22 protein-coding genes and 1 other annotated feature are annotated in these 22,853 nt (G+C 31.7%); of the genes, 21 read left to right on the top strand and 1 reads right to left on the bottom strand.

Annotated features, from left to right (window positions below):
• The first annotated feature begins 11 nt into the window (after positions 1-11).
• From aroF (EDD60_RS03540) to EDD60_RS03465, 16 genes are all read left to right on the top strand, one after another.
• On the top strand, positions 12-1,028 hold the full coding sequence (gene aroF / locus EDD60_RS03540) for a 3-deoxy-7-phosphoheptulonate synthase (protein ID WP_132226216.1): 1,017 nt from the start codon (positions 12-14) through the stop codon (positions 1,026-1,028).
• 98 nt (positions 1,029-1,126) lie between these two features.
• Entirely contained in the window at positions 1,127-1,702 is a 576-nt protein-coding gene (locus EDD60_RS03535) for a TetR/AcrR family transcriptional regulator (protein ID WP_066448142.1), read from the top strand.
• A gap of 63 nt (positions 1,703-1,765) precedes the next feature.
• Positions 1,766-2,077 carry a DUF1330 domain-containing protein gene (locus EDD60_RS03530; RefSeq protein WP_066448145.1) on the top strand — a complete coding sequence of 104 codons (312 nt, stop codon included), beginning with the start codon at positions 1,766-1,768 and terminating at the stop codon, positions 2,075-2,077.
• Positions 2,064-2,903, top strand: coding sequence for an MBL fold metallo-hydrolase (locus EDD60_RS03525; protein WP_066448148.1), 840 nt, complete (start codon positions 2,064-2,066; stop codon positions 2,901-2,903). Before EDD60_RS03530 ends, EDD60_RS03525 begins: the two co-directional genes overlap by 14 nt.
• A 107-nt stretch (positions 2,904-3,010) precedes the next feature.
• Positions 3,011-3,259: a binding site (T-box leader), on the top strand.
• 51 nt (positions 3,260-3,310) lie between these two features.
• Positions 3,311-4,327 carry a 3-deoxy-7-phosphoheptulonate synthase gene (gene aroF / locus EDD60_RS03520; RefSeq protein ID WP_132226215.1) on the top strand — a complete coding sequence of 339 codons (1,017 nt, stop codon included), beginning with the start codon at positions 3,311-3,313 and terminating at the stop codon, positions 4,325-4,327.
• A gap of 12 nt (positions 4,328-4,339) precedes the next feature.
• A complete protein-coding gene (gene aroB, locus EDD60_RS03515) occupies positions 4,340-5,398 on the top strand; it encodes a 3-dehydroquinate synthase (RefSeq protein WP_066449245.1) in 1,059 nt (352 codons plus the stop codon).
• 3 nt (positions 5,399-5,401) lie between these two features.
• On the top strand, positions 5,402-6,679 hold the full coding sequence (gene aroA / locus EDD60_RS03510; protein ID WP_066449251.1) for a 3-phosphoshikimate 1-carboxyvinyltransferase: 1,278 nt from the start codon (positions 5,402-5,404) through the stop codon (positions 6,677-6,679).
• Positions 6,657-7,733: a chorismate synthase gene (gene aroC, locus EDD60_RS03505; protein WP_066449254.1), complete on the top strand. Its 1,077-nt coding sequence runs from the start codon at positions 6,657-6,659 to the stop codon at positions 7,731-7,733. Before aroA ends, aroC begins: the two co-directional genes overlap by 23 nt.
• Positions 7,730-8,851 carry a prephenate dehydratase gene (pheA, locus tag EDD60_RS03500; protein ID WP_066449257.1) on the top strand — a complete coding sequence of 374 codons (1,122 nt, stop codon included), beginning with the start codon at positions 7,730-7,732 and terminating at the stop codon, positions 8,849-8,851. Before aroC ends, pheA begins: the two co-directional genes overlap by 4 nt.
• Before the next feature lie 8 nt (positions 8,852-8,859).
• Positions 8,860-9,357 carry a shikimate kinase gene (locus tag EDD60_RS03495; protein ID WP_066449260.1) on the top strand — a complete coding sequence of 166 codons (498 nt, stop codon included), beginning with the start codon at positions 8,860-8,862 and terminating at the stop codon, positions 9,355-9,357.
• A gap of 207 nt (positions 9,358-9,564) precedes the next feature.
• Complete coding sequence (locus EDD60_RS03490) at positions 9,565-10,452, top strand: ROK family protein (RefSeq protein ID WP_066449262.1); 888 nt, start codon at positions 9,565-9,567, stop codon at positions 10,450-10,452.
• A 37-nt stretch (positions 10,453-10,489) separates the two neighbouring features.
• The gene (locus EDD60_RS03485; RefSeq protein WP_066449264.1) at positions 10,490-11,167 is read left to right on the top strand and encodes a beta/alpha barrel domain-containing protein; all 678 of its coding nucleotides are present in this window, start codon (positions 10,490-10,492) and stop codon (positions 11,165-11,167) included.
• Between the two features lie 118 nt (positions 11,168-11,285).
• Entirely contained in the window at positions 11,286-12,173 is an 888-nt protein-coding gene (gene thyA / locus EDD60_RS03480) for a thymidylate synthase (RefSeq protein ID WP_066449266.1), read from the top strand.
• Positions 12,173-12,649: a dihydrofolate reductase gene (locus EDD60_RS03475; protein ID WP_066449269.1), complete on the top strand. Its 477-nt coding sequence runs from the start codon at positions 12,173-12,175 to the stop codon at positions 12,647-12,649. Before thyA ends, EDD60_RS03475 begins: the two co-directional genes overlap by 1 nt.
• Complete coding sequence (locus tag EDD60_RS03470) at positions 12,646-13,365, top strand: lysophospholipid acyltransferase family protein (RefSeq protein WP_066449271.1); 720 nt, start codon at positions 12,646-12,648, stop codon at positions 13,363-13,365. The genes EDD60_RS03475 and EDD60_RS03470 overlap by 4 nt, the downstream gene beginning before the upstream one ends.
• Before the next feature lie 137 nt (positions 13,366-13,502).
• Complete coding sequence (locus tag EDD60_RS03465) at positions 13,503-14,702, top strand: MFS transporter (protein WP_066449274.1); 1,200 nt, start codon at positions 13,503-13,505, stop codon at positions 14,700-14,702.
• Here the strand turns inward: EDD60_RS03465 and EDD60_RS03460 are convergent.
• Positions 14,699-16,471 (bottom strand): glycoside hydrolase family 2 protein, encoded by a 1,773-nt coding sequence (locus tag EDD60_RS03460; protein WP_066449276.1) that lies wholly within the window; start codon positions 16,469-16,471, stop codon positions 14,699-14,701. The two genes, EDD60_RS03465 and EDD60_RS03460, sit on opposite strands and share 4 nt — an antisense overlap.
• A gap of 291 nt (positions 16,472-16,762) precedes the next feature.
• Here EDD60_RS03460 and EDD60_RS03455 point away from each other — a divergent pair, with 291 nt between their 5' ends.
• The 5 genes from EDD60_RS03455 (at position 16,763) to dnaE (ending at position 22,853) form a co-directional block, all read left to right on the top strand.
• The gene (locus EDD60_RS03455) at positions 16,763-17,728 is read left to right on the top strand and encodes a hypothetical protein (RefSeq protein ID WP_066449278.1); all 966 of its coding nucleotides are present in this window, start codon (positions 16,763-16,765) and stop codon (positions 17,726-17,728) included.
• A 72-nt stretch (positions 17,729-17,800) separates the two neighbouring features.
• Positions 17,801-18,922 carry an FAD:protein FMN transferase gene (locus tag EDD60_RS03450; protein ID WP_396627785.1) on the top strand — a complete coding sequence of 374 codons (1,122 nt, stop codon included), beginning with the start codon at positions 17,801-17,803 and terminating at the stop codon, positions 18,920-18,922.
• A gap of 12 nt (positions 18,923-18,934) precedes the next feature.
• Positions 18,935-19,180, top strand: a complete 246-nt coding sequence (locus EDD60_RS03445) for a TIGR03905 family TSCPD domain-containing protein (RefSeq protein ID WP_066449282.1) — start codon at positions 18,935-18,937, stop codon at positions 19,178-19,180.
• Positions 19,181-19,255: 75 nt separating this feature from the next.
• Complete coding sequence (locus EDD60_RS03440; RefSeq protein WP_066449290.1) at positions 19,256-19,564, top strand: hypothetical protein; 309 nt, start codon at positions 19,256-19,258, stop codon at positions 19,562-19,564.
• A gap of 232 nt (positions 19,565-19,796) precedes the next feature.
• Positions 19,797-22,853 (top strand): DNA polymerase III subunit alpha, encoded by a 3,057-nt coding sequence (dnaE, locus tag EDD60_RS03435; protein WP_066449292.1) that lies wholly within the window; start codon positions 19,797-19,799, stop codon positions 22,851-22,853.

The raw sequence follows: 22,853 nt of genomic DNA, 5'->3' as shown, positions 1-22,853 counted from the left end.
AGGTAATGAAAATGATTATTGTATTTAAACCAAAAGCAAAGGATGAAGATTTAAAAAGAGTTGTTGATAAAGTTGAAAGATTAGGATTAACAGCACATGTTTCTAAGGGTGAAGAAACAACGATTGTTGGATTAGTAGGAGATACAACACGAGTTGATCCAAAGCAAATTGAAGTTGATGAAGCCGTAGAGAAAGTTATGCATGTTAGTGAACCATACAAGCTTGCTAATCGTGCTTTCCATCCTGATGATTCTATTATTGATGTTTCAGGAGTAAAGGTTGGAGGAGATCATTTAGCCTTGATTGCTGGTCCTTGTTCAGTTGAATCTAAGGAACAAGTGATTGAGATTGCTAAAGCCGCCAAAGCCGCCGGAGCAAATATGTTAAGAGGGGGAGCTTTCAAGCCTAGAACTTCACCATATGCTTTCCAAGGTATGGGAACAGAAGGATTAGATATTTTGGTGGCAGCTAAAAAAGAAACAGGGCTACCAATTGTATCAGAATTAATGAGTGCAGATTATATTGAAGAATTTAATGAAAAGGTTGATCTTGTTCAAATTGGAGCAAGAAATATGCAAAACTTTGATTTATTAAAAGAAGTTGGAAAACGTTGTACAAAACCAGTGTTATTAAAAAGAGGGTTGAGTTCAACATATGAAGAATGGATCATGAGTGCTGAATATATCATGGCAAGTGGAAATCCAAATGTCATTTTATGTGAAAGAGGTGTGAGAACATTTGAATCATATACAAGAAACACATTGGATTTACAAGCGATACCAGTGATTAAGAAATTAACTCATTTACCAATCATCATTGATCCATCACATGCCGGAGGAAAATGGTGGTTAGTCGAACCGATGGCAAAGGCCGCTGTGGCAGCAGGATGTGATGGTTTGATGATAGAAGTGCATAATAATCCAGAATGTGCATTATGTGATGGACCACAATCATTGAAACCAAAGAAATATACAGAATTAATTGAACAAATTAGAGAAATTGGACATATTGTTGGAAAAGAAGTATAGTGTGGATGGACTTTAACAAAATTGTTGAAGTCTTTTCTTATTGACTTTTTGAGAGAAATCCATCATAATAAATGCGAGTAAACACTTGCGGAGGGAATATGGATAAAACAAGACAAAAGATTATTGATGCAACGATGAATTTAATTATGGAAAAAGGCTATGCTTCAATGACAACTAAAGATATTGCTAAATATGCTCGAGTTAATGAAAGTACATTATTTAGAAAGTTTAAGAATAAAAAAGATATTGTTTTGTGTGCTATGGAGGAAAATTGGCATCCACATCTTTCATCTGATGATTTTTATCCAATAAGTGGTGATTTATATCATGATCTTTGTCATTTTGCATGCGTTTATATGAGTAAAGTGACACCGCAATTTGTTAAAATATCCATAGGACTTAGAAGCCCTGAACTGTTTGATGATACAGCTGAAGGTATTATGAAAGTTCCACAAGTTTTTAAGGAAGTATTGATACAATATTTTCTTGAAATGCAGAAATTAGATAAAATAATTCAAACTGATATTGAATCTTTAGCTGTTGCTTTTTTATCTATGATGTTTGGTTTTGTTTTTTTGAAAGCTTCTTTTGATAATCAATTAATGACGGTGAGTCAGGAATCTTATATAAAAAATAGTGTTGCTGTTTTTGTTAAAGGAATTGAAAAAGTATGACATTGATATGTCATTTCTTTTTTAAATAAATATGCAAGTAAACACTTGCGAAGGAGGCGTGTTATGAGTTGTTATTTTTTAGTTCAGATTTTTTGTACTGATCAACAAAAGCGTAGTTTATATGATGAATATATTCATGATGTAAAACCCATCGTTGAAAGTTATGGAGGAGAGTATCTTATAAGAAGTGAAGATGTTGTATCGTTGAGTCAAGATTGGAAACCTGATAGAGTGATTCTCATTCGTTTTTCAAATCGGGAAAAGTTAGATGAATGCTTTCATTCTCAAGCGTATTTAAATATGTCTTATAAACGTGAAATGAGTGTCGAGAGTCATGCCATCATTATAGGAGGTTATGAAGATGGAGATATGTAAAGGTGTTCATCAATTGAAAATTAATTTTCATGTGACTCCAGATATTGAAAGATATGTTTATGTTTATATTTTAACTGGACAATTTTGTTATTTGATTGATACAGGTGTTCATGATAGTGAAAAGATGATTGAGGATTATATTTGTGAATTAGGATATAAAATAGAAGATATTCGTGGTATTTTTCTAACTCATGCGCATCCTGATCATATGGGAGGTGCTTTTGCTTTGCAAAAGAAAAGTGGATGTCCAATTTATGCAAGTATAAGGGAAAAAGATTGGATAGAGGATATTCATCAACAATTTATTGAAAGACCTATTCCTAATTTTGATAAATTATTGCAGAACTCGGTTATTGTTGATAAAATTATTGACAAGGATATAGAAATAGAATTGGAAGATTGTTTATCAATGAAAATTCTTTCAACTCCAGGTCATTCATCAGGTTCGCTCTCTTATTTGGTTAATCAGAAAATATTGTTTAGCGGTGATGCCATTTTGGTTAAGGGAGATATTCCTATATATACAAATGTCAAAGAAAGTATAGATTCATTAAATAAATTATTATCATTGCAATTGGTTGAATATTATTGTCCCGCTTGGGATTGTGTTTATGATTCATCGACAGGTAGGAGAAAAATACTTGAAGCTATAGCTGTGATTGATTCTATTCAAGAATGTGTTGAAATGGTGATGAAAGATTTTCCTGATGCATGTGATGATTTTTTATTTGAAATTGTTAGTCAAAGGATGGATATGGTCTCTTTTTGGCAAAATCCATTATTTAAAAAGACGATTTTAAGTCATATTGATTATAAAAATGAATAAATTGATTTTAGATTATTTGTAAATAAATAGAAAATATTTACATTTTAGGTAAAAAGCATTGACAAATGAGAGGATATCGCATAGAATACTATCAACAAACTACTGATATAAATACAGTGAAAAGAAAGAGTAGATTATTGAACAAGCGTAGAGAATTCTTGGTTGGTGAAAAAGAATGTTGGAATATAATTGAATTCATCTTGGAGTAGACGGCTGAATAAAGTAGGCTTAGTCCGGGAATGCCCGTTATCGCATCAGAGTATGAACCTAACAATAGGCGTACTTATGAAGGTTTCTATAGTGATATAGAAATAAACTAAGGTGGTAACACGAAAGATCTATCTCTCGTCCTTATGGATGGGAGATTTTTATTTATACAGTAGGGATATGAAAAGGAGATAGAGATTATGATTATTGTATTTAAACCAAAAACAAGTGAAGAAGATGTGAAGAAAGTATCTTCACAAATTGAAGCCAAAGGATTAACAACACATATTGTTGTAGGGGAAGATGTGACAATCTGTGGTATCATTGGGGATACAACAATTGTTGATCCAAAACAAATTGAAGTGTCACCAGTTGTTGAAAGAGTTATGCATGTCAGTGAACCATACAAGCTTGCTAACCGTGCTTTCCATCCTGATGATTCTATTATTGATGTTTCAGGAGTAAAGGTTGGAGGAGACCATTTAGCCTTGATTGCTGGTCCTTGTTCAGTTGAATCTAAGGAACAAGTGATTGAGATTGCTAAAGCCGCCAAAGCCGCCGGCGCAAATATGTTAAGAGGGGGAGCTTTCAAGCCTAGAACTTCACCATATGCTTTCCAAGGTATGGGAACAGAAGGATTGGATATTTTGGTGGCAGCTAAAAAAGAAACAGGATTACCAATCGTATCAGAATTAATGAGTGCAGATTATATTGAAGAATTTAATGAAAAGGTTGATCTTGTTCAAATTGGGGCAAGAAACATGCAAAACTTCGATTTATTAAAAGAAGTTGGAAAACGTTGTACAAAACCAGTGTTGTTAAAAAGAGGGTTAAGTTCAACATATGAAGAATGGATCATGAGTGCTGAATATATCATGGCAAGTGGAAATCCAAATGTCATTTTATGTGAAAGAGGTGTCAGAACATTTGAATCATATACAAGAAACACATTGGATTTACAAGCAATACCAGTGATTAAGAAATTAACTCATTTACCAATCATTATTGATCCATCACATGCCGGAGGAAAATGGTGGTTAGTCGAACCGATGGCAAAGGCAGCCGTGGCAGCAGGATGTGATGGTTTGATGATAGAAGTGCATAATAATCCAGAATGTGCATTATGTGATGGACCACAATCATTGAAACCAAAGAAATATACAGAATTAATTGAACAAATTAGAGAAATTGGACATATTGTTGGAAAAGAAGTTTAGAGGAGAAAAAAGATGGAAATGAAAGTGAATTTAGGTAAAGATAGTTATCCGATTTATATTCAAAAGGGAATATTAGAACATGTCATAGATTATATTCAACCTATTTATCAAGGAAAGAAGATTATGATTATTTCTGATGATCAGGTTTATGGATATTATGGTGAAAAGCTATTTGAACAATTAGAGAGTTGTTATGAGGTGGGACATATTATTGTTCCTCATGGTGAACAATCTAAACGTTTTGATATTTTACCAAGTCTTTATAGTCAATTACTTTCATTTCAATTGACTCGTAGTGATTTAATTATTGCTTTAGGTGGAGGTGTTATTGGGGATTTGGCAGGTTTTGTAGCAAGTACTTTTTTAAGAGGGGTTAAATTTGTACAAATTCCTACATCTTTGCTTGCTCAAGTTGATTCAAGTGTTGGAGGAAAAGTAGCTGTAGATTTACCAGAAGGTAAAAATTTAGTTGGGGCTTTTAAACATCCATTACTTGTTTTGATTGATCCATTGACTTTAAAGACTTTGGATGAAAGATTTATTCATGATGGTATGGGTGAAGTGATTAAATATGGTTGTATTTTTGATCAATCCTTATTTCAGCGTTTAGCAAGCTATTCATCATTTGAAGAACTTTATGAAGATATTGATGAGATTATTTATCGTTGTGTTGATTTAAAAAGAGATGTTGTTGAAAAAGATCTTTTTGATTTTGGTGATCGTTTGGCTTTGAATTTTGGTCATACGTTAGGACATGCGCTTGAACAATATTATCATTATGAAAAATATTCTCATGGTGAGGCTATAAGTATTGGTATGGTGCAATTAACACATATTGCAGAAATACACGGTTTAACACCAAAAGGAACATCTCAACTTATTAAAGAAGTTGTGGAAAAATATGAGTTACCTACTCAAGCACATGTTTCTACTCAAGAATTAAAGAAAGCTATGGCTTTGGATAAAAAGAATATCCATCAGAAGTTATCTTATGTTTTATTAAAAGAAATTGGACAATGTTATATTTATCCAAGTGATTTAACATTCATTGATGTTGTAAAGGAGATTTAAAAAATGGCAGTGAGTATAACCCCACATTCATTAAAAGGACAAGTTTGTGTTCCTCCATCAAAAAGCATGGCTCATCGTGCAATTATTTGTGCGTCACTTGCAAGAGGAAGAAGTACAATTACAAATATTGAGTATTCTCAAGATATAAAAGCAACAATTGCTGCTATGAAGGCACTTGGAACCATGATTTTTGAATATGATGATTATTTAGAAATTGATGGAACAACAACTTTTTTAAAAAATCAATGTGAAATCAATTGTTTTGAATCAGGTTCAACATTGAGATTTATGGTTCCTATTTCCCTTGTCTGTGAAGCAAATGTTCATTTTATTGGGGAAGGACGTTTGGGAAAGAGACCATTAGATGTTTATTATGATATCTTTGAAAAACAGGGGATTTCTTATTTATATCGAGAAAATGTATTAGATTTATATGTGCGAGGGAGATTAAGAGGTGGTGTTTTTGAAATCCCAGGAAATGTATCTTCACAATTTATTAGTGGATTATTATTTGCATTACCTTTAATGGATGAAGATTCAATTATTAAGATAACGTCACCTTTAGAATCTAAAGGATATATTGATTTAACTTTACAAATGTTAAATCAATATGGTATTCAAGTCATTAATCATGATTATCAAGAATTGATTATTCCTGGTTTTCAACACTATGTTGCTCATGATTATCGAGTTGAAGCGGATTTTTCACAAGCAGCTTTCTATCTTGTTGCCGGAGCACTTGGTAATGATGTTGTTTTAACAGATTTAAATTTAGATTCATTTCAAGGGGATAAAGAAGCAATTGATATTTTAGAAAGAATGAATGCTCATTTAATCACAAAAGAAACTGGGCATCAAATGATATCTTCCAACTTAAAGGCAACGATTATTGATGGTTCGCAATGTCCAGACATTATTCCCGTGATAGCTTTGGCCTGTGCTTTAAGTCAAGGAACAACGCGGATTGAACATATTGCCCGTTTACGGATTAAGGAATGTGATCGTTTAAAAGCAACGGTTGAAGTGATTAATCAGTTAGGTGGACATGCTCAAGAACTAGAAGATGCTATGGTTATTGAAGGGGTTGAGCGTTTAAAAGGTGGATATGTTTCTTCTTATAATGATCATCGTATGGCAATGATGGAAGCAATTGCTTCGACAGTTTGTGAAGAAGCAGTTGTGATTGATGAAGAAAAGTGTGTGAAAAAATCTTATCCAAGTTTTTGGCAACATTTTCAAATGTTAGGAGGTCTCATGAATGAGTGCGAATTGGGGAAATAATATTGAGTTATCGTTGTTTGGTGAAAGTCATGGTAAAGCGATTGGGATCGTGATTGGTAATTTACCAGCAGGTGTTGCATTGGATATGGATGAAATTCGTTGGCAAATGAAAAGACGTGCACCTGGTCAAAATAAAATGTCCACTCCACGTGTTGAAAAAGATGAAGTTCAAATTATGAGTGGATTACTAGATGGAGTGACGACTGGAGCACCACTTTGTGCTATGATTGAAAATAGTGACCAACATTCTAAAGATTATTCATTGCTTAAAGAATGCATGCGACCTGGACATAGTGATTATCCGGCTTATGTGAAATATCATGGTTATAATGATGTGCGTGGTGGTGGTCATTTTTCTGGAAGATTAACGGCTCCAATTGTTTTTGCCGGAAGTGTGGCTAAACAAATTTTAAGACAAAAGGGGATTATTGTTGGTGCCCATATTCAAAGCATTAAAGATGTTTATGATGATTCATTTGGTGTAGATATAACATGTGAAGATCTTCAACAATTAACAAAACAACAATATCCAACACTTAATTCAGATGTCTTTTTAAAAATGCAAAATGTGATTGAAGATGCAAGAATGAAACAAGATTCAGTTGGAGGGACTATTGAATGTGCAATAATCAATGTTCCAGCTGGTTTAGGAAATCCTTTTTTTGATTCCATTGAATCACATTTATCACCACTTTTATTTAGTATTCCAGCAGTTAAAAGTGTAAGTTTTGGAATGGGTGAAAAAATGAGTGAATTGTATGGTCATGAAGCTAATGATTGTTATTATTATGAAGGTGAAAAAGTAAAAACAAAGACCAATCATAATGGTGGCATTACGGGTGGAATTAGTAATGGGATGCCAATTGTTTTTAAAGTAGCTATCAAACCAACACCATCAATTTCTCAAGTTCAATCAACAATCAATGTTAAAACAAAAGAAAATACCAAATTAGAAATTACAGGAAGGCATGATCCATGTATTGTTCCTAGAGCAGTTGTTGTAGTAGAATCAATGGCAGCAATAGGTATCTTGGATATGATGAAAGATATATGAAAGATTTAAAAACATGTCGTGAAGAAATTGATGCAATTGATCAACAAATCATTGCTTTATTTGAACAGAGAATGAATGTTGCTAAAGATGTTATTACTTATAAATTAGCGCATGATATGGAAATATTCCAATCTGCTCGTGAACAGGAAGTTATTGAAAAAAATGTTAATCGCATAAGAAATGAAGAATTAAAAGGATATGCAAAAACTTTTATTCAAGATATGATGAATATTTCTAAAACTTATCAAGCTACTTTTATTCCTAGTGAAAATCACTATCAGTTAAAAGCTCCCCGTTTTGATAATATTGTTGTAGGCTATCAAGGGGTTCCAGGTTCATTTTCAGAAAGTGCATTAGAAACTTATTTTAAAGAAACAACGCAAAGAAAAAACTATGTTCATTTTCAAGATGTATTTGAAGCTTTAAAAAATGATGAAATTGATTATGGGGTTGTGCCGCTTGAAAATTCATCAACCGGAGCGATTAATGATAATTATGATTTAATACGGGATTATGGTTTTTATGTTGTTGGTGAACAGAGTATTGCTGTAGAACAACATCTACTTGGCTTACCAGGTAGTCATATTGAGGATTTGCGTGAAGTCTATTCCCATCCTCAAGGACTCTTACAAAGCAGTGACTTTTTAGATGCTCATCCTTATATTCAAAAACATGAATATTTAAATACTGCAACTTCGGCACAATTTGTTGCCCAACAAAAAAATCCAACCATTGCCGCAATTGCTTCTCAAAAAGCTGCGCAACTTTATGGATTAGAAATCTTACAAGAAAATATTCAAAATTTAAAGACAAATGCAACACGTTTTATTATCTTTGGTAAAAATTTAGAAACATCACAAGATGTTTCGCATATCAGCCTTGTCTTTACTTTAAAACATCATGTTGGAACGCTTTATCAAGTGATGAAAATTATAAATGATCATCATATCAATATGTTAAGAATAGAATCAAGACCTTTAAAACAAACAGCTTGGGAATATTATTTTTATGTTGATATTGAAGGTAGTCTTGAACAAGAAAATATTATTTTAGCATTAGAAGATTTAAAAGCTCATACAATTACTTTAAGAGTTTTAGGCAACTATGCTAAAAAATAGGAGAAGTTATGAAAAATATTGTATTAATTGGAATTATGGGATGTGGAAAAACAACAGTTTCATTATTGTTGGCAGAAAAACTTGCAAGACCAGTTATTGATATTGATGAATATTTAGAAAAGAAATATCAAATGTCAATTCCAGAAATGTTTGCTATATCAGAAGCTTATTTTAGAGAAAGAGAAACAATCTGTTGTCAGGAAGTTTCTAAGTTGAATGGATATATTATTTCAACAGGTGGCGGAGTTATAAAAAATCCAGAAAATATGAAGGCTTTAAAAGAAAATGGGATTGTGATTTATATTGATCGTCCTATTTCTATGATATTAGAAGATGTTGAGACATCTTCTCGTCCTTTATTAAAAGATGGAGCAGAAAAACTTTTTGATTTATATAAAGAAAGACATCAATTGTATCTTGATAGTTGTGACTATCATATCATGAATGATGTAACAATTGATGAATTCATAAACAATATTATAAACTGTATAAAAGAAAACAAATAGGTGCAAGATGAGGGTCTTGCACCTATGTTCCTTTGATATAGAGGAAAAGGATTGAATTGTAGATGATAAATATGAGGTTCTTTATCATCCTCTTATATCATAACAAAAAGTTATGGACTTTTTGTGTCATTTTTTGAAAAAAATGTTAAAAAATAATGACAAATATGTGACCCTTATAATAAAATAAGAGTCAAGGAGGAAATCAAAGTGAAACAATTTTTATGTATTGATATTGGTGGAACATCAATGAAGATTGGGGTTTTAAATGAAGAAGGAGAAATCTTAAAAACAGATTCTATAAAGAGTCCTGATACAATTGAGAAAATGTATCAAATCATTGAAGATGTTTTTCATGGTTATGAAAATATTGAAGGACTTGCATTAAGTATGCCAGGGGCTGTTGATAGTGAAAAGGGAATCATTGGTGGTTCAAGTGCTTTGGATTATATTCATGGTCCTAAGATTAAAGAAGATTTAGAAAATCGGATTCATGTTCGTGTAGAGATGGAAAATGATGCGAATTGTGCAGCTTTAGCAGAAGTTTGGAAAGGGGCTGCAAGTGATGTTAATGATTGTTGTTTTATAGTAAGTGGAACAGGTATTGGAGGTGCAGTGGTTAAGGATAAACGTATCCATAAAGGAAAGCATCTTCATGGTGGTGAATTTGGTTATATGATTGCGGATTTTGATTTTACAACACATGCTATGAAAACATGGTCAGATGTTGGTTCTACAATGGCAGTGGTTAGAGAAGTTGCCAGATTAAAAGGAGTGGATGTCGCTTCTTTGGATGCTAAAGAAATCTTTGATCATTATCATGAAGATCCAATTTATGAAAAGGTTGTTGATAAGTTTTATTTTGTTTTAGCAAATGGTATTTATAATTTGCAATATGCTTATGATCCAGAAAAGATTGTCATTGGTGGAGCCATTAGTGTTAGAGAAGATTTATTGGATGAAGTGAATCTTCGATTAGATGAAATTTTTAAAACTTTTACACATGCAAAAATTAGACCAGTTGTTTGCACTTGTCAATATCATAATGATGCGAATTTATTAGGTGCGCTTTATCATTTCTTAACAGTCAATTCATAAAGGTTTTTTATAATAAACAAAGAAAGAGGTGAATGCCATGGCAAAACAAATGCCACACGTCCAATCTAAATTAAGACATATCGTAAAAGTACCTGAATGTATTTATGATGTTTCAGGTATTAATGTGAATGGTCGCCGTATTAAATCATTGGTTTTTTCGACTGATGTTGCAGTCATTGCGAATTGTAATGCTGATGCGGTAATTGCTGTTTATCCATTTACACCAACGATGCAAATTACTAAGTCAATTATTGAGGTTGCACAAAAACCAGTTTTTGCAGGAGTTGGTGGAGGAACAACATCAGGACCAAGAGTCAATAATATTGCTTTAGATGCAGAATTAAATGGAGCTTCAGCGGTTGTTTTAAATGCACCAACAAAAACCAGATTTGTTCAAGAGTTATCACAGATTGTGGATATTCCAATTGTTTTAACAATTGTCTCTTTGGATGAACCATTGGAAGAAAGAATGCTTCATTCTGGAGCAAGTATTGTTAATGTTTCGGGTGGTAAAAATACGGTTGCGATTATTAAGGCTTTAAGAGAGATTGATAAGACTTTTCCAATTATTGCAACTGGAGGTCCAAGTGAAGAAACAATTAAAGAAGTTATTCAAGCAGGGGCTAATGCGATTACTTACACACCACCAACTAATGGTGAAATATTTAAAGAAATGATGGAAAGATATCGGATGCAATGTTCTCATCATGAATAAAAAGGTTGAATAATCAAACATTTGTTTGAATTCAACTTTTTTTACGGACATGAAAGAGATTAATTTAATGACTTTTTAAGATGAATTCGCTATAATAGGCGATAGAGGTGATAAATGAATGAAACAGTATTTAGACATGTGTCAATATATATTAGAACATGGACAAGATCGTGATGATCGTACAGGAACTGGAACACGTAGTGTTTTTGGCTATCAGACACGTTATGATTTAACAGATGGTTTTCCATTAATGACAACGAAGAAGATGTTTTTAAGACCAATTGCTGAAGAACTTCTATGGTTCATTAAGGGTGATACAAATATTAAGTATCTGGTTGATAGAAATGTGAAAATTTGGAATGAATGGCCATATGAGGCTTTTAAAAAATCTGAAGATTTCCATGGAGAAACATTGGAAGAATTTATTGCAAAAATAAAAGAATTACCTGCTGATGATCCTTTTGTTGTAAAATATGGAGAACTTGGACCTGTTTATGGGAGACAATGGCGTAATTTTAATAATGAAGGTATTGATCAAGTTGCTAAGCTTGTTGATTCTTTAAAAAATAATCCGTTTTCAAGAAGGCATATTATTTGTGCATGGAATCCAGCGGAAGTTGATGAAATGGCTTTACCTCCATGTCATGCTTTTTTACAATTTTATGTTTCTCATGATCAAAAATATTTATCTTGTCAATTATATCAAAGAAGTGCAGATACTTTTTTAGGGGTACCTTTTAATATTGCCTCTTATGCATTGTTTACAGCAATGCTTGCACAAGTTTGTGGATATGAGGCTAAAGAGTTTATACATACGATTGGGGATGCCCATATTTATAAAGATCATTTTGATGTTGTGAAGGAACAAATTTCTAGAACACCTTTACCTAAATGTCAATTGAAATTAAATCCTGAAGTGAAATCTATTTTTGATTTTACTATTGATGATATCAAAATAGAAAATTATCAAAGCCATGGAAAGTTGGTTGGAAAGGTGAGTGTCTAATGATTAGTATTATAGTTGCAATGGATGATGATCAATTAATTGGAAAGAAAGATTCTTCTAATGGAATGCCTTGGGTCAATAAAGAAGATTTAAAACATTTTAAAGAAACAACAATCAATAAAACAATTTTAATGGGATATACAACATACCAAGCAATTGGTAGACCATTACCAAATCGTAAAACAATTGTTGTAAGCTTTGAACCTTTTGATGATGAACGTGTTGAAGTAAGAACATCTTTAGAAGATGTCATTGAAGAATATAAACAAAGAAATGAAGATTTATTTATTTCTGGAGGAGCATCTATTTATAAACAATCTTTACCTTTAGCTGATCAGTTATTGATTTCTAGAATTCCTGGGTCACATACGGGTGAAACTTATTTTCCTGATTTTAATGAATATGGATTTGAATTGGTTGAAACAAAACCTTATGAAACTTTTGATTTACAAATCTATCGTCGAGGTACAAAATGAAAAGAATTATATTTTTAGTTTTTCGTTTAATTTATCGTATTCCCGGATGGTTATTAAATATTCGTTATTATAATAAGCATTTGGATACAACAAGTTTTGAAGAAAGATTTGATTTTACTCAAAAGTTAATTCGTAAAGTGAATGAAAAATCAAGAGTACGTATTCATTGTTATGGAAAAGAGAATTTACCTAAGGAACAAGGTTATTTGATTGCTCCTAATCATCAGGGATTGTTTGATGCTTTAATTTTATTTGGAACTCATGATAAACCTTTTAAGGCTATTGTTAAAGAAGAATTAATGGATGTTTTTGTTTTAAAAGATGTTTTAAAGATGATTGAATTTGTTGCTATGGATAGAAGTAATTTAAGAGCTTCAATGAAGATTATTAAAAATGCAACAAAGGAAATGAGTGCAGGGAGAAATTATGTTATTTTTCCTGAAGGAACAAGATGTCGAAAACAAAATCAAATGCTTGAATTTAAAGGGGGAACTTTTAAATCAGTAATGGATGCGAAAAAACCTATTGTTCCAGTAGCTTTGATTGATTGTTATAAAGTCTTTGATAACAATACAATTGCTCCAGTAGATGCACAAATTCATTATTTAGAACCTATTTATTATGATGAGTATAAAGATATGAATAGTACCGAAGTTGCAAGTTATGTTCAAGCGAGAATTGCAAAATGTATAGCTGAAAATGAACATCGCTTTTAAGAAGGACAGTTTGTCTTTCTTTTTCATTTTTTGAAATTTTAAGTGAATCATATATCAAACAGTGTTATACTGTTTATGTGAACATTCGTCAAATGTTGATGAAAGATAAATACAAATAGAAATAGGGAGGAAAAGGAATGGAAAATAAGTCTTTAGATATTCGTTATGCGTGTATTCATGGCTTTTATTGGATGCTTTGCTGTTCAATGATAGGATATGCATCTGTGTTTTTATTAGATAAAGGATTTACGAATACAACAATAGGAACTGTTTTAGCAATTTCTAATATTTTGGCTGTTTTTGGACAACCAGCTGTCGCTTCTTATATGGATAAAACATCTAAATTATCTTTAAGAATGTTGATTTCTTTGATTTTGGTTGTGATTATTGCTTTATCATTAGTATTATGTTTTTTAACTGGGGCTTCAATGGTCATGGTTGTTTTAACAATTGTTGCATTTACTTTAATGTTAACATTGCAACCATTTATTAATTCATTAACATTTGCTTTTGAAAAAAATGGTATTCATATTAACTTTGGTTTAGCAAGAGGAATTGGTTCAGTTGCTTATGCTGTGATGTCACTTATTTTAGGAAATTTAGTGGCTGCATTTAGTCCTGAATTATTACCATTTTTCTATGTTGGATTATCACTTTGTGCATTGTTCTTTGTTTATACTTTCTTTTTACCAGGACATAAGGATGAAATTGTTCATCAAGAAAAAGAAACTGAACATGATCAATTATCAATGGGACAATTTATTAAGAAATATAAAACTTTTATGTTATTATTAGTGGCAACTGTTTTATTATTCTTTGATCATTCTGTGATTAATAATTTCTTTATTCAAGTTGTAAATCATATTAATGGAAACAGTGCTGATATGGGAAATGCTATTTTCTTAGCTGCTGTATTGGAATTACCAACAATGGCATTGTTTACAAAATTCCAACAAAAGATTGGCTGCAAGAATATGATGCTTATTTCAGCTGTATTCTTTAGTGTGAAACATGTTTTAACTTATTTTGCTGTAAATATGTTTATGATTTATGTTGCTCAAGTGATGCAAATGTTAGCATATGCAGTATTTATCCCAGCTTCGGTTTATTATGTGAGTCAATTGGTTGAAGAACATGATATGAATAAAGGTCAGGCTTTGGTTACTGGAGCCATGACGCTTGCAAGTGTTTTTGCAAGTTTAGCTGGTGGGGTTTTATTAGATGCATTAGGTGTTTCTAAAGTCTTGATGATTGGTGCGATTATTTCAGTATTAGGGACAATTTGTATGTTTATAAGTGTTGAGGATGTTGATCAGCATGCGAAAAAGGAATCTTAGTGATTCCTTTCTTTTTGAATAATTTTACAAATTTTACGATCATAAGTTAATAAACCATTTACTTCTTCTTCAATATCACTTAATTGGGTATAAACACAGGCACATAATCCTTTTTCAATCAGAGGGTTAATGGTTTTTTGATATAAAGTTTCATAAGCCTGAGTTAATTCTTGTATACTTGTGTAGTTTTGATAGCCATATACTTGATGAACACTGATATGCTTTTCAATCGGGCAGGCATATCCACCACATTCAGATAAGACAAATGCACGGGGATCAGAAATGATTTTTGGTTCATCAAAATAATGATGTTCACTTCTAAAATCTCCACATTTTTGGTCAAACCAACCACTTGCTGAATCAATGAGCCTTGTTGGGTCAAGTTGACGAACATATTGCGTAATCTTCTCAGTAGCAAATTGTCCCCATCCTTCATTAAATAAAACCCATGTACTGATACAAGGAAAATGTGAAAGATGTTCAATTGTTAATTCACATTCTTTGATCCATTCTTCACGACCATGAGCATCTTTTCTTGCCAGTAATCGAAGATGTTTATCAGAAATATGTTTCTTTGTCCAACTTAATAAAGAAGGCATCCAAGTAACAAACCATGTATGATAAGCTTCACCACCATTGATCATATCTTGCCAAACAATCATTCCTAAACGATCACAATGATAATACCATCGAGCAGGTTCAATTTTGATGTGTTTACGAATCATATTAAAGCCTAATGATTTCATCGTTTCAATATCATATATCAAAGCTTCATCGGTTGGTGCAGTATATAAACCATCTGGCCAATAACCTTGATCTAAAACGCCATTCATAAAGATAGGTTGATGGTTTAAACAAATTCTTGGAATTTGTTGATCATCTTTTTCAATTGAAAAACAACGCATTGCAAAATAACATTCTACTTTATCATCTTGAATAGATACATAAAGCTTATAGAGATAAGGAGAATTGACATCCCAAGATATTTTATTTTCAATAGGTAATGTCACATCAATAATATTATAAGAAGCTTGCATTAAAACGGGTACTTGTTGGTTGATTTGAAATTGAATATCTTGATGATATTCATGATTTAAAATAACTTTTACATGAATCTGGTCATGGTCATAATCAGGAGTGATTTTTACATCTTCAATATATGTCTCGCCTACCCATTCAAGCCAAACGCTTTGCCAAATTCCACTTTGAGCAGTATAGTACATGCCACCACGTTTGAGTCGTTGTTTTCCTTTAGCGTGATAGGAAGTATCAGAGTCATCAGTAACACGGATTGTGAGAATATCATGTTGGTGATTTAAGTGATTGGTTATATCTATTTGAAAAGGTAAATATCCTCCGACATGATGAAAAACATGTTGATGGTTGATATAGATATCAGCAATTTGATCGACTGCTCCAAAGTGAAGAAGGTAGTGACCATTTTCTTTGGTTAAAGGTGGTAAGACTCTCTCATACCATAAATAATAACCTGGTAACAATTGTTTTTGAACTTGTGACAATTGACTTTCTGGAGAAAAGGGGACGAGGATTTCACCTTGAAAAAGATGTGGGATTTCTTTTTGCTGGTTAATTGCATAGTGATAAAAACCATTAAGATTGATATAATTATCTCTTTTCATTTGAGGACGAGGATAGTCCTCTAAAACATGATTAGGGTCTAATTGTTGGCTCCATTTTGTTTTTAAAGGAATTAATTCTTCTTGTTTTTTAAAGAGTCGAACTGTTTTTATTGCGTTAAGTAGATTCATGATAATCACCTCCTTTATGTGTTTAAATTCATAAATCTATCTTCATTATACTCTGCTTATGTGAAAAAGTTAATGTGGATGATAAATGATAAAAATATTTTTAAAATATAAAGAATTTTAAGGAACTAAAAAAATGTTGATAGAATCAGTGAAAAAATTCACAATCTTGATTTGAAATGGAGAATTGTGTGAATATGACGGCATTTTTTGGTGAAAATATCTTGCCATATAAACGCTTTCAAGATATAATAGAGATAGTTCAGAGGAAGATATAGGGAAGGAGAATTTTTTATGAACAAATTAGTAAAAGTTTTAGCTGCTTCAGCTTTAGTTGCAACTGCTTTAGTTGGATGTGGTAAAAAAGATGGTGCTACTGGTGGAGAAACAACTGCTGCTAAGTATGCCAAAGTTGGTTTAGGTGTTGTAAGTTCAATTAATGATGAAGGTCAAGTTAATTCAACTATGGCTGCAATTGGATTGGACAAAGATGGAAAAGTTCAATATATTGATATTGACGTAGCTCAATCTACACCTGGTGATGCAAAAGGTGAACTTACAAAAACTAAAAAAGAAAGAAAAGAAGAATATGGAATGAAAGAAACTTCAGCAAAAGCTGGAAAAATCAAAGATGGTGGAGAATGGTATGAACAAGCTCAAGCCTTCGAAGAATTCTGTAAAAATAAAACTTTAGATCAAATTGCTAAAGTTGAAGTTGAAGATTATCATGGTGGTAAAGCTCCAAAAACTGGAACTGATTTAGCTTCTAAATGTACAATTACAATTGATGATTTCTTAGCTGCTGTAGATAAAGCTGGTAAGAACGCTCAAGCTGTTGATGCTGCAAAAATTGGTATCGGTGAAGTTATGCAAAATGATGCTGAGAAAAAACAATTAGATACAACTATTGCTTTAGTAGCTACTGATGATGCTGGTAAAATCGTTTATTCAAAAATCGATGTTGCTCAAATCCTCAAAGGTGTAACTGATACTAAATCAGAAAGAAAAGAAAAATATGGTATGAAAGAAACTTCAGCTAAGAATGGTAAAATCAAAGATGGTGCTGAATGGTATGAACAAGCTCAAGCATTCGAAGATTCAATCAAAAACAAAACTTTAGATGAAGTTGCTAAAATTGAAGTTGAAGATTACCATGGTGGTAAAGCTCCAAAAACTGGAACTGATTTAGCTTCTAAATGTACTATTACAATTGATGCTTTCTTAGAAGCAATCGCTGAAGCTGGTAGTGCTTTAAAATAAAAAAATATAAAAACTGCGAAAATATGTCGCAGTTTTTTTTATTTGTTGTTATAATAGAAAACGGTGATGAAATTGAAGAAATTAATAAATGTAATGATTGTTTTAAGCTTTTTATTGTTAATGGGATGTCAAAAGAAACCACAACTTTATTCTAAAGTTTTTACTGGACCTTTTGATACAATTACACAATATATGAGTTATGCAACGAATAAAGATGATTTTGATAGTCAATGTCAAATGATTAAAGAAAAATTAGAATATTATGATCGTCTTTTTGATAAGTATTCTTCTTATGATGATATTAATAATGTGAAAACAATTAATGATAATGCAGGAATAAAGGCGGTTAAGGTTGATCAAGCATTGATTGATTTATTAACGATTAGTATTGAAAGATATAAGACGATTTCTAATAAGGTCAATATTGCTTTTGGGAGTGTGATAGATATTTGGCATGATTATCGTGAAAGAGCTGAAAGTCATAATGGAGTTGGTGATGTACCAAGTAAAAAAGAACTTGAAAAAGCAAATTTACATACAAATATTGACAGCATAAAGATTGATAAAAAAGCAAAAACAGTGTATATTAGTGATAAATTGGTATCGATTGACGTAGGTGCTACAGCAAAAGGTTATGCGATTGAGTTGATTAAACAGGATTTAATTAAGAGTGGTGTTGATAATTTCTTGTTAAGTGGTGGTGGAAATGTAGCTAGTCATGGAAAAAGAAAAATCACAAAAGAAGGAGACTTCTATTTGAAAGAATGCCAAGATGAATTCTGTGTTGGTATTGAATCACCTAAGAATGGGAATTTTTCTCATAAAGAAGGAGATGCTGATTCTGAAAATGAAGCTGTTTTGGTTGTACAAGGTGAGTCAATTGTAACCAGTGGAGATTATCAAAGATTCTATGAAGATATTCATGGAGTAAGATATCATCATTTAATTGATCCAGCGACTTTATTTCCAGCTGTTCATTTTAGAAGTGTAAGTATTATTACTGATGATAGTGGATTGGCTGATTTTCTTAGTTCAGCAGTTTTCTTAATGAGTTATGAAGATGGATTGAAATTAGTGAATTCTTTGGATGGAGTTGAGGCTATCTGGTTATTAGAGGATGGTAAGATTAGAATGTCTAATGGACTCAAAGATAATGATCGTGTTTATGTGATTGATAAAAGTAGATTGAAGTAGGAGGGAATAGAGATGAGTTATAGTTATAGAACGAAAGGAACTTGTGCGTCACGCATTGATTTTGATGTTGATAGTGAAGGTAAAGTAAGAGGAGTTAGATTTATTGGTGGATGTTCTGGGAATACACAAGGAGTTGCTAGACTTATTGAAGGTATGGATAAGGATGAAGCAATTGCTCGTTTAGAAGGAATTCGTTGTGGAGCGAAACCAACATCTTGTCCAGATCAATTAGCTAAAGCTTTGAAAGAATGTGAGTAATTTTTACTCACTTTTTATTTGTTTAATATTGTCTATTTTTTTATTTTTCTCATATCATAGAATAAGGTGAGAAATATGATGATACTACGAATTAAAAAGTTACAATTGTTATGTGCCATATGTATGATATTACAGTTGGTTTGTTATAAGTGGATTATTCCTTTTCATTTTATAGCGGTTTTATTGAGCTTGATTATTATTTTGAATCAGCGTTTTTTTAGAGTTATTCAATTACAATATCATTTTTATTTGATTGGTTTATATCTTTTTAGGTTGTGGGTTATGAGTATTGAAGCGGTTTATTTGTTGCAGCTTGTTTATGTTGTTTTATGTTTATATATTGCAGTGATGTTGATTCTTTTTTCGTTTCATTGTATTTTATAGGTTGCATAAATATATTGAAATATGCAACTTTGTGTGATAAAATAATTATAACAAAGAATAATAGAGGAAAAATTCTAGGATGAGTTTTTCTTTTTTGGTAGTTAAGGAATAGAGTGCTTTGATTATGTTATAATATGATAAAATGAAAAAGTTAATCTCAATGTTTTCTATATATAATTGTATCTTATGAGGTCGAATTTTGGTATAATAGTAAAATAAAGGAGGGTATCGTATGTTTGGGCATTTACAGATCTATAGTTGTTATAGTTTTCAAAATAGTACGATTTTAATGAAGGATCTTATTCAAGATGCAAGTGCTAAACATATGGATGCTTTAGCCTTGACGGATAAGAATAATATGTTTGGGGCTTTAGAGTTTTCTAAAGAGTGTTTAAAGCATGGGATTAAGCCTATTTTTGGATTAGAAGCGAGCATTATGATTGAAGGAGAAATCTATCCTTTTATCTTGCTTGCTAAGGATGATGTTGGGTATTTTGATTTGGTAAAGGTTTGTTGTGATATTAATTTGAGTGAGGATAAATGTATTTCTTTAAAGAGTTTATCTTTGTATAAGGAACATTTGTTTGTTATTTCTGGATGTGTTGAAGGTATTGTGGAAAGATTGGTTGCTAAGGAAATGGAAGATCAGGCGGTTAAATATCTTCAATTATTAAAGAATGAGTTTCAAGAGAATTATTATGTGATGTTACAAAATCATCATTTGAAATATCAAGAGACATTTAATGAAAGAATGATTTCATTAGCTAAATATGTTAAGGTTAAAATTATATGTTCTAATGAAGTTCGTTATTTAAAAAAACAGGATGCTTTGGCAATTGATTTAATGCAAGCTTCATTACAAGGTGTGACATTGGATGGTAAATATGAACCAGTAACACAGGAAAAATATTTAAAGACAGAAGCAGAAATGAGTCAATTGTTTGATCAAGAAATTATTGAGGAAACCAAACAGGTTCTTGATTTTTGTAAAGCTACGATTCCTTTATCACAAAAGCATTTGCCTTCATATCCTGTACCTCATAACGGTGATGCAAGTCAATATTTAAGAAGTTTATGTAAAGTTGGTTTGAAGAAAAGATTTTCTCATCAAGATATTCCATCACAATATATTGAAAGATTAAAATACGAATTAAATATTATTCATCAAATGGGTTTTGATGATTACTTTTTGATTGTATGGGATTATGTGCGTTATGCAAAAATAAATAAAATTCAAGTGGGGGCTGGCAGAGGAAGTGCTGCTGGAAGTTTGGTTGCTTATGTTTTGGGGATTACAAATGTTGATCCAATTGAATATGATTTGCTTTTTGAACGTTTTTTGAATCCTGAACGTGTATCTATGCCTGATATTGATATTGATTTTCAAGATAATCGTCGTGATGATGTGATTCATTATGTGATTGATAAATATGGACAAGATCATGCAGCACAGATTGTTACGTTTAATACATATGGACCTCGTGTTGCGATTAAAGACATGGGCAAGGTTATGGGGATTCCTTTAGCACGATTAGAAATTATTGCGAAGATGATTCCTACTGGACCTAAAAATAAAAAGACGATTACGCAAATGTATCAAACATCAGCAAATTTTCAATCAATGATAAATCAAGATCGCTTGTTAAAGAAAATTATTGGTGCAACAAGTGTTATTGAACATTTACCACGTAATATTTCAACTCATGCAGCAGGGGTTATTTTATCAAAAGAACCTTTGCGTGATGTTGTTCCACTTATTAATGGACCGACCTCAACAATGATGTCGCAGTATTCTAAAGATTATATTGAAGAAGTTGGACTTCTTAAAATGGATTTTTTGGGATTGAAGAATTTAACAATGCTTGATTATATTTGTAAGGATATTGAAAGAGATACACATCAAAATATTGTTTTAAATAGTATACCATTAGATAATCAAAAGACTTATGAATTGATATCAAAAGCTGATACATTTGGAGTTTTTCAATTAGAGTCTCAAGGTATGAGAAATTTATTGAGAAAGATGAAACCTAGTTGTTTTGATGATATTGTGGCAGCTATTGCTTTATTTAGACCAGGACCAATGGAAAATATTCCAGCTTATTTAAAGCGTAAAGATCATTTAGAGCCAGTGACTTATCCATTACCAGAACTTGAACCAATTTTAAAATCAACTTATGGAATCATGATATATCAAGAACAGCTGATGCAGGTTGCCCAAAAAATGGCAGGTTTTTCATTAGGAAAAGCTGATATACTAAGGAAGGCAACTTCTAAGAAAGAAACAAAATTGATGTTATCGATGAAAGAAGAATTTATTGAAGGTTGTTTAAAACAGGGATATACATTAGAGAAGGCTCATGAGGTTTTTGATTTGATTGAGAAGTTTGCAAATTATGGATTTAATAAATCGCATAGTGTTGCTTATGGATATATTGCTTATCAGTTGGCTTATTTAAAAGCCAATTATCCACTTTATTTCTTTGCTTCTATTTTGTCTAATGAATTATCTAGTGAAACAACAAAATTACATTGTATTCAAGAGTGTAAGGCATATCATGTGGATATCTTGCCACCATCTGTAAATCATTCGCATGCGCGTTTTATGGTGGAGAATGGTCATATTCGTTATTCCCTGTTAGCTATTAAAAATGTGGGTTATGCAGGATATAAGGCCATTATAGAAGAAAGAAAAAAAGGATTGTTTGTAGATGTTTTTGATTTTGTAACACGTATGGATGAATCAAGGGTGTCTAAAAAGATGATTGAATCTTTGATTGATGCTGGAGCGTTAGATGAATTTGGAATGTCACGAGCAACAATCTTTAAGAATCTTGATAGTATACGGGATTATGGAAGTTTAAGAAATAGTTTAGGAATTGATGAAAAACCAGTCTTAACGATTTATAAAGATCAACAAGAGGAAAAATTAGCGAAGGAAAAAGCAGTCTTAGGAATTTATTTATCAATGCATCCTATTGAATTGATGAAAGCTAAGTTAGGTGTTCCTTATGTAAATGTATCTTCGTTATATGAATATGTTAATCAACATGTTAATATTGTAGTTCAACTTCAAAGAATTAAAAATATTACAGATCGTAAAGGTGATGAAATGTGTTTTATTGAAGGCTTTGATGAAACGGGCAGTATTGATGGCGTAGTTTTTGCTTCTAGGTATAAAAGTATAGGTATGATGTTAAAGAAAGGAAATATATGTCTTATTAATGGTAAAGTAGATATGAAAGATAAGTTATCGTTTATTATTGATAAGGCGAGGGTGATTGAATAG

This window comes from Longibaculum muris, from assembly GCF_004343035.1.
Taxonomy (GTDB): domain Bacteria; phylum Bacillota_I; class Bacilli_A; order Erysipelotrichales; family Coprobacillaceae; genus Longibaculum; species Longibaculum muris.
This window is presented reverse-complemented; position numbering and strand designations above follow the sequence as displayed.

Excerpts from the sequence above, each read along its gene's own strand:
- aroF (WP_132226216.1), top strand. The coding sequence starts at position 12 with ATGATTATTGTATTTAAACCAAAAGCAAAGGATGAAGATTTAAAAAGA.
- thyA (WP_066449266.1), top strand. The coding sequence starts at position 11,286 with ATGAAACAGTATTTAGACATGTGTCAATATATATTAGAACATGGACAA.
- aroA (WP_066449251.1), top strand. The coding sequence starts at position 5,402 with ATGGCAGTGAGTATAACCCCACATTCATTAAAAGGACAAGTTTGTGTT.
- EDD60_RS03465 (WP_066449274.1), top strand. The coding sequence starts at position 13,503 with ATGGAAAATAAGTCTTTAGATATTCGTTATGCGTGTATTCATGGCTTT.
- EDD60_RS03475 (WP_066449269.1), top strand. The coding sequence starts at position 12,173 with ATGATTAGTATTATAGTTGCAATGGATGATGATCAATTAATTGGAAAG.
- aroC (WP_066449254.1), top strand. The coding sequence starts at position 6,657 with ATGAGTGCGAATTGGGGAAATAATATTGAGTTATCGTTGTTTGGTGAA.
- EDD60_RS03530 (WP_066448145.1), top strand. The coding sequence starts at position 1,766 with ATGAGTTGTTATTTTTTAGTTCAGATTTTTTGTACTGATCAACAAAAG.
- EDD60_RS03460 (WP_066449276.1), bottom strand. The coding sequence starts at position 16,471 with ATGAATCTACTTAACGCAATAAAAACAGTTCGACTCTTTAAAAAACAA.
- aroB (WP_066449245.1), top strand. The coding sequence starts at position 4,340 with ATGGAAATGAAAGTGAATTTAGGTAAAGATAGTTATCCGATTTATATT.
- EDD60_RS03485 (WP_066449264.1), top strand. The coding sequence starts at position 10,490 with ATGGCAAAACAAATGCCACACGTCCAATCTAAATTAAGACATATCGTA.
- EDD60_RS03440 (WP_066449290.1), top strand. The coding sequence starts at position 19,256 with ATGATGATACTACGAATTAAAAAGTTACAATTGTTATGTGCCATATGT.
- EDD60_RS03525 (WP_066448148.1), top strand. The coding sequence starts at position 2,064 with ATGGAGATATGTAAAGGTGTTCATCAATTGAAAATTAATTTTCATGTG.
- pheA (WP_066449257.1), top strand. The coding sequence starts at position 7,730 with ATGAAAGATTTAAAAACATGTCGTGAAGAAATTGATGCAATTGATCAA.
- aroF (WP_132226215.1), top strand. The coding sequence starts at position 3,311 with ATGATTATTGTATTTAAACCAAAAACAAGTGAAGAAGATGTGAAGAAA.
- EDD60_RS03535 (WP_066448142.1), top strand. The coding sequence starts at position 1,127 with ATGGATAAAACAAGACAAAAGATTATTGATGCAACGATGAATTTAATT.
- EDD60_RS03495 (WP_066449260.1), top strand. The coding sequence starts at position 8,860 with ATGAAAAATATTGTATTAATTGGAATTATGGGATGTGGAAAAACAACA.
- EDD60_RS03470 (WP_066449271.1), top strand. The coding sequence starts at position 12,646 with ATGAAAAGAATTATATTTTTAGTTTTTCGTTTAATTTATCGTATTCCC.
- EDD60_RS03445 (WP_066449282.1), top strand. The coding sequence starts at position 18,935 with ATGAGTTATAGTTATAGAACGAAAGGAACTTGTGCGTCACGCATTGAT.
- EDD60_RS03455 (WP_066449278.1), top strand. The coding sequence starts at position 16,763 with ATGAACAAATTAGTAAAAGTTTTAGCTGCTTCAGCTTTAGTTGCAACT.
- dnaE (WP_066449292.1), top strand. The coding sequence starts at position 19,797 with ATGTTTGGGCATTTACAGATCTATAGTTGTTATAGTTTTCAAAATAGT.